The sequence below is a fragment of the Ancylobacter sonchi genome (genome assembly GCF_018390695.1).
Classification (GTDB): Bacteria; Pseudomonadota; Alphaproteobacteria; order Rhizobiales; family Xanthobacteraceae; genus Ancylobacter; species Ancylobacter sonchi.
In genome coordinates, this window is sequence record NZ_JAHBGF010000012.1 from 50411 (window position 1) to 68821 (window position 18411).

Annotated in this window: 15 protein-coding genes; 3 read left to right on the top strand and 12 right to left on the bottom strand. The window is 69.9% G+C overall.

Translation table 11 applies throughout. The features are described 5' to 3' along the window. Window position 1: 1 nt before the first annotated feature. The 11 genes from KHC28_RS05485 to KHC28_RS05535 form a co-directional block, all read right to left on the bottom strand. Complete coding sequence (locus KHC28_RS05485; RefSeq protein ID WP_214007333.1) at window positions 2-778, bottom strand: 2,3-dihydro-2,3-dihydroxybenzoate dehydrogenase; 777 nt, start codon at window positions 776-778, stop codon at window positions 2-4. Then, window positions 718-4665 (bottom strand): non-ribosomal peptide synthetase, encoded by a 3948-nt coding sequence (locus KHC28_RS05490; RefSeq protein ID WP_312893102.1) that lies wholly within the window; start codon window positions 4663-4665, stop codon window positions 718-720. The genes KHC28_RS05485 and KHC28_RS05490 overlap by 61 nt, the downstream gene beginning before the upstream one ends. An 11-nt stretch (window positions 4666-4676) precedes the next feature. Beyond that, a complete protein-coding gene (locus KHC28_RS05495) occupies window positions 4677-4958 on the bottom strand; it encodes a phosphopantetheine-binding protein (protein ID WP_214007335.1) in 282 nt (93 codons plus the stop codon). Next, window positions 4955-5602, bottom strand: a complete 648-nt coding sequence (locus tag KHC28_RS05500) for an isochorismatase family protein (RefSeq protein ID WP_214007336.1) — start codon at window positions 5600-5602, stop codon at window positions 4955-4957. Before KHC28_RS05500 ends, KHC28_RS05495 begins: the two co-directional genes overlap by 4 nt. Before the next feature lie 2 nt (window positions 5603-5604). Beyond that, the gene (locus KHC28_RS05505; RefSeq protein ID WP_214007337.1) at window positions 5605-7242 is read right to left on the bottom strand and encodes a (2,3-dihydroxybenzoyl)adenylate synthase; all 1638 of its coding nucleotides are present in this window, start codon (window positions 7240-7242) and stop codon (window positions 5605-5607) included. After that, window positions 7239-8447 carry an isochorismate synthase gene (locus KHC28_RS05510; RefSeq protein ID WP_246564365.1) on the bottom strand — a complete coding sequence of 403 codons (1209 nt, stop codon included), beginning with the start codon at window positions 8445-8447 and terminating at the stop codon, window positions 7239-7241. Before KHC28_RS05510 ends, KHC28_RS05505 begins: the two co-directional genes overlap by 4 nt. Before the next feature lie 25 nt (window positions 8448-8472). Next, on the bottom strand, window positions 8473-9681 hold the full coding sequence (locus KHC28_RS05515; RefSeq protein WP_214007338.1) for a YncE family protein: 1209 nt from the start codon (window positions 9679-9681) through the stop codon (window positions 8473-8475). Between the two features lie 35 nt (window positions 9682-9716). After that, complete coding sequence (locus KHC28_RS05520) at window positions 9717-10796, bottom strand: ABC transporter substrate-binding protein (protein ID WP_246564366.1); 1080 nt, start codon at window positions 10794-10796, stop codon at window positions 9717-9719. Between the two features lie 214 nt (window positions 10797-11010). After that, window positions 11011-12582, bottom strand: a complete 1572-nt coding sequence (locus KHC28_RS05525; protein ID WP_214007340.1) for an alkaline phosphatase family protein — start codon at window positions 12580-12582, stop codon at window positions 11011-11013. A gap of 221 nt (window positions 12583-12803) precedes the next feature. Then, complete coding sequence (locus KHC28_RS05530; RefSeq protein ID WP_214007341.1) at window positions 12804-13400, bottom strand: hypothetical protein; 597 nt, start codon at window positions 13398-13400, stop codon at window positions 12804-12806. Window positions 13401-13550: 150 nt separating this feature from the next. Further along, a complete protein-coding gene (locus tag KHC28_RS05535; RefSeq protein ID WP_214007342.1) occupies window positions 13551-14459 on the bottom strand; it encodes a LysR family transcriptional regulator in 909 nt (302 codons plus the stop codon). A gap of 121 nt (window positions 14460-14580) precedes the next feature. Between KHC28_RS05535 and KHC28_RS05540 the strand changes: the two genes are divergently transcribed. The 3 genes from KHC28_RS05540 (at window position 14581) to dmeF (ending at window position 17446) form a co-directional block, all read left to right on the top strand. Continuing rightward, on the top strand, window positions 14581-15966 hold the full coding sequence (locus tag KHC28_RS05540; protein WP_214007343.1) for an MFS transporter: 1386 nt from the start codon (window positions 14581-14583) through the stop codon (window positions 15964-15966). A gap of 221 nt (window positions 15967-16187) precedes the next feature. Beyond that, window positions 16188-16460 (top strand): metal/formaldehyde-sensitive transcriptional repressor, encoded by a 273-nt coding sequence (locus KHC28_RS05545; protein WP_214007344.1) that lies wholly within the window; start codon window positions 16188-16190, stop codon window positions 16458-16460. Then, window positions 16457-17446 carry a CDF family Co(II)/Ni(II) efflux transporter DmeF gene (dmeF, locus tag KHC28_RS05550; protein ID WP_214007345.1) on the top strand — a complete coding sequence of 330 codons (990 nt, stop codon included), beginning with the start codon at window positions 16457-16459 and terminating at the stop codon, window positions 17444-17446. The genes KHC28_RS05545 and dmeF overlap by 4 nt, the downstream gene beginning before the upstream one ends. Window positions 17447-17453: 7 nt before the next feature. On the opposite strand, the gene KHC28_RS05555 is transcribed toward dmeF, so the two are convergent. After that, complete coding sequence (locus tag KHC28_RS05555) at window positions 17454-18356, bottom strand: LysR family transcriptional regulator (protein ID WP_214007346.1); 903 nt, start codon at window positions 18354-18356, stop codon at window positions 17454-17456. Window positions 18357-18411 lie beyond the last annotated feature (55 nt).

Genomic DNA, 18411 nt, shown 5'->3' on the forward strand with positions numbered 1-18411 from the left:
CTCACGCCCGCAGCGTCGCGCCACCATCGACATAGAGGTCGCTCATGGTGATGTGTCCGGCACGGGCGGAGAGCAGGAAAACCACCGCCTCCGCCACGTCCTCCGGAGTCGCCAGCTTGCCGAGCGGGATGCCGGCCTTGAAGACTTCCGGTGCGCCGGCAATGACTTGCGCCGCGCCATTGTCGTCCGCCCACATGCCGGTCTGCATCGGCGTCAGCGTCGAGCCGGGCGCCACGATGTTGCAGCGAATGCCGTGCGGGGCGAGCTCGATGCCGAGGCAGCGGGTGAACATCGCCGCCGCCGCCTTGGAGGCCGCATAGGCGGCCATGGCGTGACGCGGCACCCCGGCGGCGTTGGAAGCGACCGTCACCAGCGCGCCGCGCCGGCGCGGCTGCATGCGGCGGGCGAGCGCCCGGCCGAGGCGGAACACTCCCTTGCTGTTGATGTCGAACACCCGGTCCCATTCGGCGTCGTCGGTATCCACCACCGTCTGCCAGGACAGCACCCCGGCGACGCTGGCGCCGAGATCGATCGGCCCCTCCTCCGCTTCGATGCGCGCCACCACCGCCTCCACCGCCTCGGTGGAGCGGATGTCGAGGATCTCCGTCCGCACGGCGCCACCGAACTCCTCGGCGATCGGCGCCAGCAGCGCGGCCGTATGGTCGGTGGCGACGACGCGTGCGCCTTCCTCGACCAGCAGCCGGACCACCGCCCGGCCTATGCCTCCGCCCGCTCCGGTGACGAGGGCGATGCGTCCGCGCAGGCCATTGTCGCGCATGATGTTTTCCTTGATTGTTCGCAGGCTTCCAGCGCGGCGCCGAGGGCCGGCGCGATGGTCATGGTTGCCTCGCGGCCGGTGAGATGCGCGTGCAGGCTCGCTATGTCGACGACGTCGATATGGTCGGCATAGGCCGCCCATTTCGCCGGCGTGAGGTCGCGCCCTTCATGGTCCAGCGCCGCGCGGAAGAAGGTGAGCGGGCCGTCGTAGCGAGCATGGTGATGCCCGCGCACCAGCCGGTTGTTGCCGGCCACCACCCGCACCACCCCGTCGAGGGCGGTGTCGGACAGCGTGCCGAGCGGACTGTCGGAGGCGCGCAGGAAGGCGACCACCGAGGCTCGGCTGAGCGCGAGCCCGGGCAGCCGGTCGGGATCGTGGCCGGCGATCGCCAGTAGAGCCTTCAGCGCCGCATCGGGTGCCGGCTCCGGCTCGGCGCGCCAGCAATCGCTCGGATAGGCGTCGAGCAGCGCGACGACGCCGACCTCGGCGCCCTGCCGGCGCAGCTCCACCGCCACCGCCTGCGCGAGGATGCCGCCGACCGACCAGCCGAGCAGATGATAGGGGCCTGTCGACCGCAACGCCCGGATGCGCCGGGCATAGTCGGCGGCGAGCGTCTCGAGGTTCGGCGGCAGCGGTTTGTCCGGCGACAGGGCCGGTGCCTGAAGCCCGTAGACGCTCCGCCGCGGTGCCAGCGCCCGCGCGAGGCCGCCATAGCACCAGGACAGACCGCCGGCCGGGTGGATAGCGAACAGCGGCGGCAAGGCCGGATCGCCCTCGGTCAGGCGGACCAGCGGCTCAAGGCCGAAATCGGCCCGCGCACCCTGTTCGTCCAAGGCCCCCGCAAGGCCGGCAACGCTCGGGGCGGCGAACAGCGCCGCGAGGCCCGGATCGCGCCCCGCCGCTTCACGCAGGCGCAGCAGCAAGGCCACCGCCTGCAGGGAATCGCCGCCGAGCGTGAAAAAATCGTCCTCGGCGGCAGGCTCGTCATCCAGTCCCAGCACCTCGCGGAACAGCGCCGCCACCCGTTTCTCGCTGGGCGTCTCCGGCGGACGCCCGCCGCTGCCGGAGAATTCCGGTGCCGGCAGGGCCGCACGGTCGAGCTTGCCGTTCGCCGTCACCGGCAGCGCGTCAAGCGCCACCAGCGCGGAAGGCACCATATAGTCCGGCAGCCGCGCCGGCAGCCGCTCGCGCAGCACCGCGACATCCTCGACGCCCACCACATAGGCGACGATGCGCTGCGTACCGGCGGCATCGCGGCTGGCGACGACGGCGCATTGCCGGGCCAGCCCGCTCTGCATGATCGCCGCCTCGATCTCGCCGAGCTCGACGCGCAGGCCGCGGATCTTGATCTGATGATCGGACCGGCCGAGAAACACCACCGCGCCGTCCGGCCGGTAATAGGCAAGATCGCCCGAGCGGTACATGCGCTCGCCGGGCACGAAGGGATCGGCGAGGAAGCGCTCGGCGGTGAGGTCCGGCCGGCCGAGATAGCCATGCGCCAGCTGCACGCCGGCGAGGAACAGATGACCCGGCACGCCCGGCGGCTGCGGGCGCATCGCCTCGTCGAGCACATAGAGCCGGGTGTTCCACACCGGGAAGCCGATCGGCACCGGCCGCGCGCGGTCGTCCGGCCCGGCCGGCCAGTAGCTGACATCGACCGCCGCCTCGGTCGGCCCATAGAGATTGTGCAGCTCCGCGCTCAGCGTGCGGTGGAAGCGGTCGCGCAGATCCGCCGGCAGTTCTTCGCCGGAACAGAAGACCTGGCGCAGTTCGAGGCCGCGAGCCATCGGCTCGGCGAGGAAGGCCGCGAGCATGGACGGCACGAAATGCGCGGTCGTCACCTTCTCGGCGCGGAACAGCCGCGCCAGCGCCAGCGGATCGCGATGCGCCTCGGGCGGCGCCACCACCAGCACCGCCCCGGCGATCAGCGGAAGAAAGAACTCCCAGACCGAGACATCGAAGGTGGCCGGCGTCTTCTGCACGATACGCTCGCCCGGCCCGATGCCGTAGTGCTCGCGCATCCATTCGAGGCGGTTGACGATGGCCCGATGCCCGACCACGACGCCTTTCGGCTCGCCGGTGGAGCCGGAGGTGTAGATCACATAGGCCGCGTCGTCGGGCACCGGCACACGCAGCGGCGCGGCGCCGATTTCGGTCGGCCACGCCTCGGGGACAAGCACCGTCGCATATGGCCGCAGCCGGCCGGCATCGGCCTCGCGCGCGAGGACCACGCGCGGCTTGGCCGAGCCGAGGATGCGGGCAAGCCGTTCGTCGGGGTGGGCGAGATCGAGCGGCAGATAGGCGGCGCCGGCCCGCAGCACCGCCACCAGCGCCACGATCAGTTCCAGCGAACGCGGCAGCGCCACCGCGACGAGGGAGTCCGGACCGGCACCAGCATCCGTCAGGGCGCCGGCCAGCGCGGCACTGCGCCGCTCAAGCTCGGCATAGCTGAGCTCGACGCCCTCGAAGCGCACCGCCGGCGCGTCCGGCGTACGCCGCATCGCCGCCTCGACTAGCGCCGTGAGTGTGACATCCGGTACCTCGTGCGCGGTGGCGTTCATCTCCACCAGATGACGGCGCGCTTCCTCCGGCGTGGCGGTCGGCACCTCGTCGAGCCGCTCGGCGGCGAGCGCCCCGGCGATGAAAGCGTCGAGCCGGCGCGCATGAGCGAGCGCCTCGTCGGCGGAATAGAGATCGGGATTGGCATCGATCTCCAGCCGCAGCCCCCCGGCACCATGGGCCCGGAAGGTAAAGGTGATGTCATCCACCGGCCCGGCGCTCAGCACTTCAAGCCGGGCATGGAGCCCCTCGAAGCGTGGTGTCTCATCGAAAGGCAGCACATTGACCAGCGGTCCGTGCAGGCGTCGCTGGCGGCCGATCAGCTTGAGATCGCGGCGCAATTGCTCGCTGCGGTAGCGGCCGTGACGGCGGGCCTTCATCAGGCTGCGCGCCACCGAGGCGAGGAAATCCGCCCGCGTGACGCCCGGCTGCTGCGCCACCCTGAGCGGCAGCACGTTCATCAGCATCGCCGGCACCCGCGCCGCCTTGCTGCCGAGCCGGCCCATATGCGGCACGCCGAGCACCACTTCCGGCGTGCCGGTGTGGCGCTGCACATAGGCGGCGCAGAAAGCGGTGAGCAGGTCCGGCCAGGGAATGGAGCTTTCCCGCGCCAGACCATGCAGGCGGGCGATGGTCGCGGCATCGATCTCCACCGCCCGACGATGGAAACCGAAGGCGCTCACCGGCGCGCCGGCCGCCAGGCTCACGACCTCCGGCTGGCCGGCGAAGGTTTCGCGCCAATAGGCGGCATCGGCCTGGCGCTTGTCCGAGCCGCGATAGGCGGCATCCTCGGCCAGCACGACATCGAGCCCCGGCAATGCCGGGCCGGCCGTGGTCCCGCGCCGGCGCGCATTATAGAGATCGGCCGCCCGCTGGGTGAGCAGGATCATGCCGTAGCCGTCGATGGCGAGGTGATGGATGCGCTGCTGCCAGACGAAACGCTGCGGCCCGAGCATGAACAGCCGCTCGGCGGCGAGCGGGTCTCGCGTCGGATCGATCGGCGTCGCCATGTCGCGGGCGATGTCGGCTTCGGCGGCGGCGAGCGGATCGGCTGCGCCGGACACGTCGACGACCTCCAGCCGGGGCCGCCGCGACGGTTCCAGCAACTGGCGGGGTCCCTCGGCGGCATCGACCACGCGCAGCGCCAGCGCCTCGGCCTCCTCCACCGCTGTCGTGACGGCGGACCGAAAGGCGTCGAGATCGAGCGCGCCGACGAGCTCGATGTATTGGCCGGTATTGAACAGCGGATTGGCGGGATCGAGCCGCTGGGCGTACCACAGGCCGCTCTGCGCCTCGGTCAGCGGCCAGCCGGAACTATCGGGCGACACGGCCATCGCGTTCAGCCGCGCTGCGCCTGCTGCCGGGCGACGATCGTCCACCAGCCGGCAAGCGTCGGGTCTTCGGCGAATTCGGAGAATTCGAGGTCGAGACCGCCCTCGCTCCAGCCCAGCACGAGATTCATCGCCCGCATGGAATCGAGCCCGAGGTCGAGCAGGCTGTCGGCCTCGCCGATCTCGGACGGGTCCTCGTGCAGCATCGCGGCGATGTCGCGGCGCATGCCGTCCATGGTCAGCGACTCGCGCGGCTCGGCGAGGCGGCGGATCTCTGTAGGATCGATCATCGCAGCGTCTCCATCAGCGCGGCGGCAGGAGCAACGACACCGCAGGTCGACGCGACATAGGCGAGTGCCGCATCGTGCTTCGCCCGCGAGAAATCGGCGAGCGCATCGGCGACGAAGAACGGCTCGATGTCGCGCATGAACGCCTCGGCGGTGGTGAGCTGGCAGCCGATATGGGCATAGATGCCGGTGACGATCAGCTGGTCGCGGCCGCGCACCCGCATCAGCGTCTCCAGGTTGGAGCGCTGGAAGGCACTGTAGCGGTGCTTCACCAGTACGAAGTCGTCCGGCCCGGGCGTGAGCTCGGCGATGACCTTCTGGTGTTCCGGCGCCGAACTCATGCCCGGCCCCCAGAGATCGGCCTGCAGGCCGCGGTCGCGCCGGTCCTGGTTGCCGTCCTGCGCCGTGTAGAATACCGGCACCCCGGCGGCGCGGGCGGCGGCGGCCAACGCGGCGATGTTGGCGATGGCCGGTGCGATCGGTGCCTCGCCGGCGGCGAAGGCGGCGACGAAATAGCCCTGCATGTCGTGGATGAGCAGCGCGGCCCGCTCGCGGGCGAGCATCCACGGCGCCCGCGAGGCCGGCAGCTCGGCCGGCGTCGGCAGCGCATAAGAGGCGATACGCGGCAATCCGGGTTTGTCGGACATAGTCATTCTCCCGGCGACACGGCCGATTGTTCGGCGAGGAACTGCCGGCGCAGCGCGGCACGCAGTTCCTTGCGGCTGACCTTGCCCACCGCCGTGGTCTCGAAGGCCGGCACGAAGACGATCTGGTCGGGTACCTTGAAGTCGGCCAGCCCGCGCGTGCGCATGAACGCCTTCAGCGCCGCCGCCTTCGGCTTGTCACCCTGCGCGATGACGAAGGCGCAGCTGCGCTCGCCGAGGAACTCGTCCGGCAGCGACACCACGGCTGCATCGAACACGCTCGGATGCGCCAGCAGGTGATCCTCGATCTCCTCGGCGGAGATCTTCTCGCCGGCGCGGTTGATGTGGTCGCTGGCGCGGCCCTGCACCACGAGATAGCCCTCGGGCGTCCGCTTCACCATGTCGCCGGTGCGGTAGAAGCCGTCCGGAGTGAAGGAGCGGGCATTGGCGCCGTCATTATTGTGATAGGCGCGGATGGTGTAGGGCCCGCGCGCCAGCAAATTGCCGACCTCGCCTTCCGGCACCGGATGGCCCGCGTCGTCGAGGATCAGCACCTCGTCGGCCTCGCTGATCGGCCGCCCCTGCGTGGTAACGATAATCTCCTCCGGATCATCGAGGCGGGTGTAGTTGACCAGCCCCTCCGCCATGCCGAACACCTGCTGCAAGGTGCAGCCGAGCGTCGGGCGCACCCGCCGCGCCGCCTCCGGCATGAACTTGGCGCCGCCGACCTGCAGCACTTGAAGGCTGGACAGGTCGTGCCCGGCCTTCGGCGCCGCCTGCATCCACAGCAGAGCGAGCGGCGGCACCAGGCCGGTGATCGTCACCCTCTCCCGCGCGATCAGCGGGAAGGCCGCTTCGGGGCTCGGCGAGGGCGACATCACCACGGTGCCGCCGGCATGGAGCACGCCGAACACGCCGGGCGAACTCATCGGGAAATTATGCGCCACCGGCAGAGCCGCGAGATAGATGCTGTCCGGCGTCAGGCCGCAGATCTCGGCGCTGGCGCGGAAGCTGTAGATATAGTCGTCATGCGTGCGCGGGATCAGCTTGGACAGGCCGGTGCTGCCGCCGGAAATCTGCAGGAAGGCGACCGACGAGGGATCCGGATCGTCCGGCAGCGACGCGACATCGCCCTCCAGCCCGGCGAACGGTGTGAACGGGCCGGCTTCGCCGACCACGACCACCGTATCGAGCGCCAGCACCTGCCGCCGCACCTCTTCGGCAAGGCCGCGATAGTCGAAGCCCTCATGGCGTTCGGCGACGACATAGGCGCGCGCCTCGGCGGTGCGGGCGAAATGCACCACCTCGACCACTCGATGCGCCGGCAGCGCATAGACCGGCACCAGCCCGGCGCGGAACAGGCCGAACACCACCGACAGGAATTCCGGAATGTTCGGCAGTTGAACCACCACCCGGTCGCCGGGCTTCAGCCCCAGCGCGAGGAAGCCGGCCGCCGCCCGCTCGGCGCGGTCGGCGAGTTCGGCATAGCTCCAGCGCTGATCCCCGCCGACCACCGCCGTCCGCTCGGCATGGCGCGCGGCAAGGTCCCGCAGCATGCCGGAGAAGGTCTCGCCGCGCCAATAGCCGGCCCGGCGGTAGCGCTCGGCGAACTCCGGCGGAAAAGGCTGTACCAGCGGGATCATCGGGCAGCTCCGTCAAAGGCAATGGCTTCGTCGAGGCCGAGCGCGCGCAGCATGGCGGCGAATTTCGCCGCGGTCTCCTCGCCTTCCGCCACCGGATCGGAGCCCGGCACGACACCGGCGCCGGCATGCAGCCGCGCCTCGTTGCCGGCGATCTCGGCGCAGCGCAGCGCGACATACCAGGCGCCGTCGCCATTTGCCTCGCACCAGCCGACGGCTCCGGCGTAGAAACCGCGATCATGGCCCTCGAGCTCGGTGATCACCGCCGCCGCCGCGTCGCGCGGCGTGCCGCAGACGGCGGGCGTCGGATGCAGCAGGGCAGCGAGGTCCAGGCTCGACAGCGTCATGTCGTGCAACCGCCCGACGATCCGCGTGCCGAGATGCCACATGCTGGCGGTGGACACGATCTGCGTGCCCTCCGGTGTGCCAAGCTCACGGCAATGCGGCGCCAGCTGGTCGAGGATGGCGGTCACCACTTCCCGGTGCTCGCGCTGATCCTTGGCCGAAGCGACGAGGCCCTCGGCAGCCTCGCGGTCGAGCCTTGGGTCGGCCGAGCGGCGGGCCGAGCCGGCGAGCGGGTGCGACAGCACCACATCGCCCTGCCGCGAGACCAGCAGTTCCGGCGTCGCGCCCACCAGGAGCCGCCCCGCCCCGCCCTGCGGCGGCAGCGGCACGCAGAAGGCGGTGGCGGCCGGATCCTCGGCAAGGCGGCCGAGCAGCGCGCGGGCGTCGATCGGCCGGTCGCCGGCCACTCGAAGCGCCCGCGACAGCACCACCTTGCGCAGCGCCGGCTGGCGCTCCATCCGCGCCAGCGCTTCCGCGACCGCAGCCCGATAGATGGCGAGGGAAGGCTCCGCCGTCACCTGCCAGTGCGGGGTCGCGTCGGCCCGTACCAGAGCCGGCGTCCCGAAGGCCCGGGCGGCGGAGCGGCCGGGCTGGCGCGACCAGCTGGCCGGACGCAGCAGATGCGCCGGCCGCGCATGGTCATAGGGCAGTGCCCCGACCAGCACCGGGGCCCCGCCGCGTGCATCGGCCAGCGCGTCGCCGGCCTGCCGCGCCAGCGACACACCGGCGGCGACCGGAATCGGCCGGCAGCCATTGGCCACCACCGTCTCGCCGGCCCCGACCAGGACGAAGGACGAGAGGGCGGCGGCAGGTGCCTCGCCCGCGGTCGCCTCCCGGTCTGTCATCTCCGACGTCTTCATCATGCAGGCTTTGGTCACGGCCTCGACGTCACGGCTTGATCAGGGAGACGGTATCGCCGAAGGGATCGATCATCGGCACCGGACGGCCGCCCGGAGCCGGGCCACCCGGCGCGGCGCCGGCCGGAGCACCGCCAGCAGGGACCGCCGCGACAGGCGTCGCCGGTGCCGTACCCGGCGCGGGCGCGGCACCCGGAGCAGCCCCAGCCGCCGGCGGCTGGGCCGGGCGCGGACGCGGCGTCATCTTCGACTTGTTGGTGACATAGGCGTTGCCGGTCGCCGGATCGACGGCGACGGTGTTCGGCATCGAGCCGGTCACCACATTCGCCACCGGCTCCAGCGTCTTGGTGTCGATCAGCGTGACATAGCCGCCGACACGATTGGCGACGTAGACCAGGTTGCGCGCCGCATCGAGCGTGATGCCGAGGGCGCCCTGGCCGGTCGGGATCTTCTTGACGACCGAACCGTCCTTGGCGTCGAGCACCACGACCTCGCCCGTCCCCTGATGCGCGACGAAGATCTGGTCGCCGCTGGCGTCATAGACCAGGTTGATCGCGTTCTCGCCGCCCGAGGCGAAGCTCTTGACGACCTTGCCGGTCGCGAGGTCGATGACGTGGACCTGGTTGCTCTTCATCGCGGAAGCGAACAGGCGGTTGCCCTTCTGATCGACGGCGACGCCAGTGACGCTGCCCGGCAGATTGTCGATGCTGCCGACGATGCTGTCGGTGGCGCCGTCGATGATCCACACCGAGCTGTCGTCATCGCGACCCATCACCGTGATGAAGGTGCGGTTGCCGGCCTCGTCGACCACGGCCTCGCGCACATGCGCCTTGTCACCCTTCTTCACCGTCGCCACCACCTTGCCGGTGGTAAGGTCGACGATGGCGACCGCGCCGATGCGGGTCTGGGTGGCGTAGAGCTTCTTGGTCGTGTTGTTGACGCCGAGGCCGAAGGCGGCCTCCGAGCCGAAATCGATGGTTTCCTTGGTCTCCAGCGTCGCCGGATCCAGCGCCAGCACCTTGGCCTCGGTCGAGCCGCGCGTGCCGGCGGCGGCGACATAGACGCGGTTCATCGGCGCGCTGAACACCAGCTCATAGACCCCAGGACCAGGCTTCACCGAACGGACGAATTCCGGCTCGGCCTCAGCCGCGCCGACGCCAACGAACAGCGCCACGCCGGTCAGCAGCGCGGGAAGCGAAGGGGCGGCAAGGAATCGGCAGGTCTGGGCGACGAGGCGCATGGGGAAATCTCCGTTGCGGGATGCGATGAGGCCGATCAGTCGAGAGCGATCCAGTTCGGACCGGCGACGGGCACGGCGAGGAAGCGCGCATTGATCTCGGCCAGCGTGGCGTCGGGATCGAGATCGGCGAACAGCTCGGGATGCGCCCAGCGCGCCAGCACCTCGAGGGTGAGCACGTCGAGCGGCGAGTTGAGCATCTGGTGGGCGAGGCCGTAGACGCGGTGGTTGCGGACCGCGCTCATGCCATCGAAACCGGGGCGGCGGATGAGGCCGGCCAGCGTCTCGCGGGCGCGCTCGGCGCTGTATTCCGGACCGATCAGCAGGCCGGCGGTGCCTTCCATGTGGCTACCACCGGTCGCGACATAGACCTGCGGATCCTGGGCGATGACATATTCCAGGTTCAGCTTGCCGAAGGCACCGGAAATCACCGAGGCGCCGATATTCGTCGCACCGACCGCCGCGATGACTTCGCCGATATTGCCGCGACCGGGTGAGTTGCAGCAATCGGCGGTCATCGCCGCATGCGCCTCGAAGAACACGCGCGGCTTCTTCTCCGGCGGCAGAGTAGCGACACGGCTGCGCACGACATCGAAATGCTGGCGGCGGAAGGCGATGAACGCTTCCGCCTGCGCCTCGCGCCCCACGGCCCCACCGATAAGACGCAGGCTCGCCTCCATATTGTCGAGCGGCTTGACGAAGAAATCGACCACCGCGACGGGGACGCCCGCCGCCTCCAGCCGCGCCCGCTCCTCGTCCGAGGGCGTCGCGCCGAGGGAGAACAGCGCGAGGTCCGGCTTCGCGGCGATGATGCGCTCTACCGAGATCGCTGCGTTAGCCGCCGACGTTTGGGGTATGTCGTTGATCGCAGGGAATTTTTTCTGCCACTCCGCATAGGCCGACCGGCCGAGGCGGTTGATGTCGCGCGGCCAGCCGGCAACGAGCGACACCGGATCGGGATGCACCAGCGCCAGCGCCAGCAGGAAGCGGCCATCGCCGATCACGATCCGCGAGGCGGGCTTGGTGAGCGTCATCTCGCGCCCGGTGACATCCTTCAGGGCGATATCCGCTCGCGCCGGACGCATCGACAGACCGCCGCCGATCAGGCTCAGAGCCATCAGGCCCAATACATCGCGTCGGCGCGGCAGGACAGGCAACAGGTTGCGGACGGGCATCGATCGGCGCCACCAGCTAAGCAAGAACTACGCTGCCTATCCGCCCGCCATGCCGCTACTGTCAACTAAACAATTATTAATTGTTACTTTTAAACTATTCCATTTATGGCGCAAAGGATCTCTTCAATCCAATTATTTTAATTATTCCAATCAGATTCTAGACCTCCTCCTCATGGAATGTTCCGTCCTTTGCCAGATAGCCGGTAAGGGTCTGTTCCTCGTGGCGCTGACGGAAGCCGAGCAGGCGCTCGGCTCCTTCCAGCCGCAGGGCGAGCAACGCGGGGTCCGAAGCACGATCCTCCAGCTCGTCCGGGTCGGCGGCGAGGTCGAACATCACCGGAGGCAGGCCGGCAAAAGCAATGTATTTCAATGTCTTGGTACGGATGACTTGCAGATGGCAGAGCCGGGTCGGCAGGCCGAGGACCTCCTCCATCCGCCGCCCGACAATGTCGCCGAAATGGAAGCTCCACTGGGTGGAGTCACGCCAGTCGGCCGGGACTTCCTCGCCGGCGCAGAGAGCGAGAAGGCTCCTGCCGTCGCAGTTTCGCGGCGTCGGCACGCCGGCCGCCTCCAGCAGGGTGGGCAGCACATCGACGGATTCCGTGAACGAATCCAACAGCTTGCCGCGCCCCTTGTCGGCGGCGGGACGCGGGTCGCGGATGACCAGCGGGATATGGGCGGACTGGTCGTAATAGCCGGTCTTGCCGAGCAGCCAATGATCGCCGAGCTGCTCGCCGTGATCAGCGGTGAAGACGATCAACGTATTGTCCCACAAGCCGTTTTCCTTGAGCGTCCGGAAGATGCGGCCGAGATGGTGGTCCACCTCATGGGCGAGGCCAGCATAGATCGCGCGCATGCGGCGGATGAGCTCGTCATCCATCTCGGCGGCGCGTCCGGTGAGGTCGATGAGGTGGCCGGTGAGACCGATCTGACCGATCAGAGCGGCGATCAACCGGCTCTGGCCGGCCTCGACCGATGGATCGGCCCCGCGCACCGGCGCCGGCATGTCCGCGGGGTCGACGAGACGGTGCCAAGGATCTGCCGCGCCGAAGGGCGGGTGCGGGGCGATATAGGAGAGATGGGCGCAGAAGGGCTCGCGGCCGACCACGCCGAGCCAGTCGAGGAAGCGGTCGGTGAGGAAGGAGGTCTCGGAATGCTCGGCGGCGAACACCGCCGGCTCGCCGAAGCGGCGCTGGGCGAAGATCGCCTCGCGGCCGGCATCGGGATCCTCCACCCGGTAGCCGTTCGCCTTCAGATGCGCCAGCCACGGCGTCGCCCGCTCGGTGAGCATCACCCCCGCCACCATTCCCGGGCAGAGATTCTCATAGGTGCCGCGATCGGGATCGAGCGGCGCCCCGCCGCGCGGGTCGAGCGTGGTGTCGGTATAGCCGAACAGGGTCGGCAGGTAGCCGGCGCGACGCAGCTCGGTGAACAGCGTCGGGTGGCGGGCGTCGAGCGGCATGCCGTTCGCCACCGAGCGATGCTTGTGGGCATAGAGCCCGGTATAGAGCGAGGCGCGCGACGGGCCGCAGGGATAGACCTGGCAATAATGGCTGGCGAAGCTGGTGCCGGCGGCGGCCAGCGCATCGAGATGCGGCGTGAGCCCGCCGAACGGCCGCCCGGCGCCCATCAGGTCGCCGCGCCACTGGTCGGCGGTGATCAGCAGAATGTTGGGGCGGGAAGGCGCCGGCGCGCCCTCAGAGGAGGCTCGGGTCGAAGCTCGGGTCATTGGAAGGGCCGTCGCGGCTGGCGGGTGCGGGACGGCGACGCGGGGGCGACGCCGCCGGCAGCATAAGCCGGTTTCGCGGCGGCCGCAGCCGGTCGCGAACCGGCATGCGCCGGACGCCCCCCGCCGACATCTCGGAGGGTCGCCGCGGCTCTGGGCAAGCCGCCGCGCTGGGCTGGATCGCGTCTCCGGCGGCGGCAGGAGCGCCGGGACTATCAGGCCGGCTAGCCGAAGGCGCGGAACTTGCCGCTGACAAGCGCCGCCCGGAGGCGATTGGTATAGTGCCGCACATAGGCGTCGGCGGCATGGTCGGGCTGCGAGCAGTTCCACGCCAGCGGCAGGACATGACTTGCCCGGCGGAACTCCGGCGTCGCCAGCATCGCGATCAGGTGCCCGTTTTCGCCCTCGGGCGTCACGAAATGCTCCTTCGCGACGGGTGTCGCGCGCGACGACAGGCAGGCCTCCAGCAAATCGAGGCCGCCACGGCCGCGCAACATGAGCACGCCGCTATTCGCGCGGCCGGATATGCCGAGCACGTAGAAGATGTCGGCTCCGCGCTCGGCATCCAGCACCTCGATGAAGGCCGGGGCCGCCGGCGTCACTTCGGTATCGGCATCGAGCAGCAGGATGGCGTCGCTGCCGCCCCGCAGCAGAACGGCGGCATGGGCCAGCTTGCTCCACTTCATGTTGAGCCCGTCGACGGGCGTGCGGATCAGCTCCCTCCGGTAGCCGCAGCGGGCGGCATAGGCCTGCTGCGAGGACACGCAGAAATCCCATTTCGTCAGATAGGTCTCGTCCGCGACGCACAGCACGACAGGCATGAGAACGATCCCTTCAACCGGGACGACAGAACATCCGGCACTCACAGTTCCATCACGAAGCCGGCCCTCCTTTCCAGAGTTTTCAGCCCCTGACGAAACTGCCGGCCCCATGAAACTCTGGCGCTCCGCGTATACTGCCCGGGCCCCGCCTCACGCCGAGGCGATCGCCCGCGCTACCCGGGCGAAATTCAGCGCCAGCGGCGGCGGGCGGTGCTTGCGATAGGCGACCACCAGCCCGACGCAGGGCTCGGGCGCGCTGAGCCGGCGGAACGCCACGCCGGGCACGTTGAGCTCGCTGAGCGAGGCGGGCACCAGCGAGACGCCGAACTCGGCGGCCACCAGCGACAGGATCGAGGCGATCTGCGAGGCCGGCGGGCCGAGGCGCGGCTCGAAGCCGACCTTGCGGCAGGCGGCGAGCGCGGCATCGTGCAGGCTGGTGCCGACCGAGCGCGGGGTGAGGATGAACGGCTCCTCCCTGAGCGTCGACAGATCCAGCCCCTCGCTTGTCTTCTCCGCAGGCTTCCGCGCGGCGGGATGCGCCGCCGGCAGCGCCGCCACCAGCGGCTCGTCGATCAGCCGCTCCTCGCGCAGATCGGCGGGATCGGACTCGGCCGGGCGCAAAACGGCGACGTCCAGCCGCCCCTCGACCAGGCTCGCCAGCAGCACCACCGAATTCGCCTCGACGATCCTGAGCTCGACATCGGGATAGGAGCGGCGGAACGAGCGGATGACGGCCGGAAATAGCGGGTTGAGCGCCGCCGTGCCGGTGAGGCCGACGCTGAGCTGGCCGATCTCGCCGCGCGCGGCGCGCCGGGCGGCGCGGATGGCGGCGGCAGCCTCCTCCGGCAGCGGCTTCACCGCCGCGAGGAAGGCTTCACCGGCCTCGGTCAGCTCGGCGCCATGCGCCACCCGGTGGAACAGCTGGGTGCCGATCTCCGCCTCCAGATCCTTGATCTGGGCGCTAAGCGGCGGCTGGCCGATGCCGAGGCGGGCGGCGGCGCGGGTGAAGTTCCGCTCTTCGGCGACGGCGATGAAATAGCGGATGTGGCGCAGCTCCACAGCTATACTCATTACATATGAAGAACGACATTTCCATATATTGGACAGATAATGGCCGCGAGACTATTTCCGCAGGGCTGCTCCCCCCACCGAAACGGGGACGCTTCCGGGAATCGTCCAAATGTCCGCGCCTGCGCTCGCTTCGCCCTCTCTTGCCTCGGCCTCCCTCGCCTCCTCCGCCGTCACCTCGTCCGCTGCCGCCTCGCCCGTCCTGCGTGACCGCACGCCCGCCGCCGAGATTCCCCGCGCGGCGCCCGACCTCGTGCTACCCGAGGAGATCGAGCTTGAGGTGGCGCCGGCGCCGAGCTTCATCGAGCGTGGCACCGCCGAGTATCGCCGCGCCGGTCTCGCGCTGTTCCTCGCCGGCTTCGCCAGCTTCTCGCTGATCTATTGCGTGCAGCCTCTGCTGCCCGACTTCGCCCGCAGCTTCGCGCTGACCCCGGCGCAGAGCTCGCTCGCTTTGTCGCTGACCACCGGGATGCTCGCGGTCTCCATCGTGCTGGCCGGCGCCTTCTCGCAGGTACTGGGCCGGCGCGGGCTGATCTTCGGCTCGATGGCGCTGGCGGCGGTGTTCAACCTCGCCGCCGCCTTCGCGCCGAGCTGGCCGACGCTGCTGGCCGCCCGCGCGCTGGAAGGCTTCGTGCTCGGCGGCGTGCCGGCAGTGGCAATGGCCTATCTCGCCGAGGAGATCGCCCCCAGGCATCTCGGCAAGGCGATGGGCCTCTATATCGGCGGCACCGCCTTCGGGGCGATGATGGGCCGCGTCGGCATGGGGCTGACCACCGAATTCGCCTCCTGGCGAATGGCGCTCGGCGTGCTCGGCGCGCTGTGCGTCGCCTCGGCGATCGGCTTCCTCTTGCTGCTGCCGCCCTCGCGCAATTTCGAGCCGCAGCGCGGCCTCGGCCTCGGCTTCCACCTTTCCGCCTGGGGCGGGCACCTGCGCAACCGCGCGCTGATCCGCGTCTATGCCATCGGCTTCGTGCTCACCAGCATCTTCGTGACGCTGTTCAACTACGCCACCTTCCGGCTGTCCGGCGCACCCTACGGGCTATCCCCCTCGGCGGTGAGCATGCTGTTCCTCGCCTTCGGCTTCGGCATCGTCTCCTCCTCGCTGGCCGGCAGCCTCGCCGACCGCTTCGGCCGCCGGCCGCTGCTGGTCGCCGGCTTCCTGATCATGCTGGCGGGGATCCTCTTGACGCTGTCCGCCTCGCTGGTGGCTATCGCCGGCGGCGTGGCGCTGGTGGCGACCGGCTTCTTCATCGGCCATTCGGTGGCCTCGAGCTCGGTCGGCCCGCTGGCCGGGCTGTCCAAGGGACACGCCGCCTCGCTGTACCTGCTGTTCTACTATATCGGCTCCAGCGTCACCGGCTCGATGGGCGGCTGGTTCTGGCAGCATGGCGGCTGGGGCGCTATCGTCGCCCTCACCGGCGGGCTGGCCGGGCTCGGCGCCCTGCTCTCCCTCGCCGGGCGGACCCGCGAGGCCCACGCCGCCGCCGTCGCGCGCTGACCGCACGACGCACGACCTGCCTCATGCGACGCCGCGCCCGGCAAAGGCGCGGCGTTTTCTTATAGGGGTTACCCCTATGATCGGATCGACGCGTGCCACCGAACGCAACCGGCAGGCGGACAGACTGACCGCAAGCAATGCTTTTCTGGCGGCAGTCATACCGCCTGGCGCGAATCCGACGGGCTTGCCTCGCTAAAATATAGGGTATACCCCTATATCCCATGAGCCATATTGCGAAGAACAAGGCCAAGCTTCTCGCGCGCATCCGCCGCCTGAAGGGGCAGATGGAGGCGATCGAGCGGTCGCTGGAGGCGGAGGCGCCCTGCGCCGACGTGCTGAACCAGGTCGCCTCGGTGCGCGGCGCCATCAACGGCCTGACCGCCGAGCTGATCGAAGACCACATCCACGAGCACGTGCTCGGCGTCGAGGACCCGGCCGCCCGCGAGGCGGGCGCCGAGGAACTGATCGACGTCATCCGGACCTATATGAAATGACCGACGCCGCCCGCCTCGACGCCCCGCACAGCCACGTGTTCCTCGGCGACAACCATGACCGCAACGCCCGCCGCACCTGGCTGGTGATCGCGCTGACCGCGACGATGATGGTCGGCGAGATCGTCGCCGGCAGCGTGTTCGGCTCGATGGCGCTGGTCGCCGATGGCTGGCACATGGCGACCCACGCGGCGGCGATGCTGATCACCGCCCTCGCCTATCTCTATGCCCGCCGCAACGCCCACAATCCGCGCTTCAGCTTCGGCACCGGCAAGCTCGGCGACCTCGCCGCCTTCGCCAGCGCCGTGGTGCTGGCGCTGATCGCGCTGCTGATCGGCTGGGAAAGCCTGGTGCGGCTCTACAGCCCGACCGCCATCGACTTTCCGCAGGCCATCGCGGTGGCGGTGCTCGGCCTCGCGGTGAACCTCGCCAGCGCGTGGCTGCTGCGCGAGGACCACGACCACCATCACGGCCACGGCCATCACCACGGGCACGGACATCACCACGATCATCATGACGGCGAGCAGCCTAACGAGGGGCAGCCTAACGAGGGACCTGCGCACGACCTCAACCTGCGCGCCGCCTATCTGCACGTGCTCGCCGACGCGCTGACCTCGGTGCTTGCCATCGCGGCGCTGACGCTCGGCAGCCTCTATGGCTGGCTGTGGCTCGACCCGATGATGGGCATCGTCGGCGGCCTCGTCATCGCCCGCTGGTCCTTCGGCCTTATCCGCAGCGCCGGCGCGGTGCTGATCGACTATGTCGAGCCGGGCGAGGACCTGCCGGACGAAATCCGCGAGGCGGTGGAGACCGACGGCGACGAGATCGTCGACCTGCATGTCTGGCAGCTCGGCCCCGGCCATCACGGCGCCATCGTGGCGCTGCGCAGCACCGATCCGCGCCCGCCCTCGCACTACCGTGCCAAGCTGGCGCATATCCACGACCTGTCGCATGTGACGGTCGAGGTGGAGCCGAAGCTGGCGGCCTGAGCCACCTTCAGGCGGGCGCAGGCGCGCGCAACAGCTCCGCGAGCAGCCCGGCGACGTGGCGCAGCCCGGCATCGCCGGCGCGACGCTGGTGCCAGGCGAGATGCAGCGGGAAGCCGGCCACCGGCACCGGCGGCGGGAAGCTGACGAGCCCGCCCTCCGCCGCCGCCACCCGCGAGGGCAGCAGCGCCATCATGTCGGTCTGGCGCAGCAGCGTCGGCACCATCTGGAAGCCCGGCACCACGAAGCCGACGCGGCGGGCGAGCCCGCGCCGGCCGAGTTCCTCATCCACCGGCGTCGTCCGCTCACCCCGCCCGGAGACGACGATGTGCGGGCTGGCGAGCCAGTGCGCGCGGTCGAACGCCGTCGCGGCGGGATGGCCGGGCCGCATCGCCACCACATAGTGCTCGTCGAGCAGATGGGTGTAGCGCAGCCCGTCCTCGCCGGGGGCGAAGACCGAGACGGCGAGATCGGCGCTGCCCTCGACCAGCGCCCGCCGCGCCGCCTCCGCGCTGAGCCAGGGCTGCACCACCAGATCGAGGCCGGGCGCCGTCTCGCCCAGCCGCGCTGCCAGCGGGGCGAGCACGAACAGCGCCGGATAGTCGGTCATGACGATGCGGAGCGTCTGCCGAAGTTCGTGCAGCGGAACCGGCGCCGGATCGACCAGCGCCTCCACCTCGGCCAGCAGCGCCTTGAGCGGCGCGCGCAGCGCCTGCGCCCGTGGCGTGAGGCGCATGACGCCACGCCCGCGCTCCATCAGCTTGTCGCGGAACAGGTGGCGGCAGCGTTGCAGCGCCGCCGAGGCGGCCGGCTGCGACAGGCCCACCCGCTCGGCGGCCCGCCCGACATGCGCCTCGTCGAGCAGCGCGTCCAGCACCACCAGCAGGTTGAGGTCGAGCGAACGTAAATTCATAGAACGGATAATAGGCTATATCGACAATCGATTGGAATGATTTATTGCCGCCGCG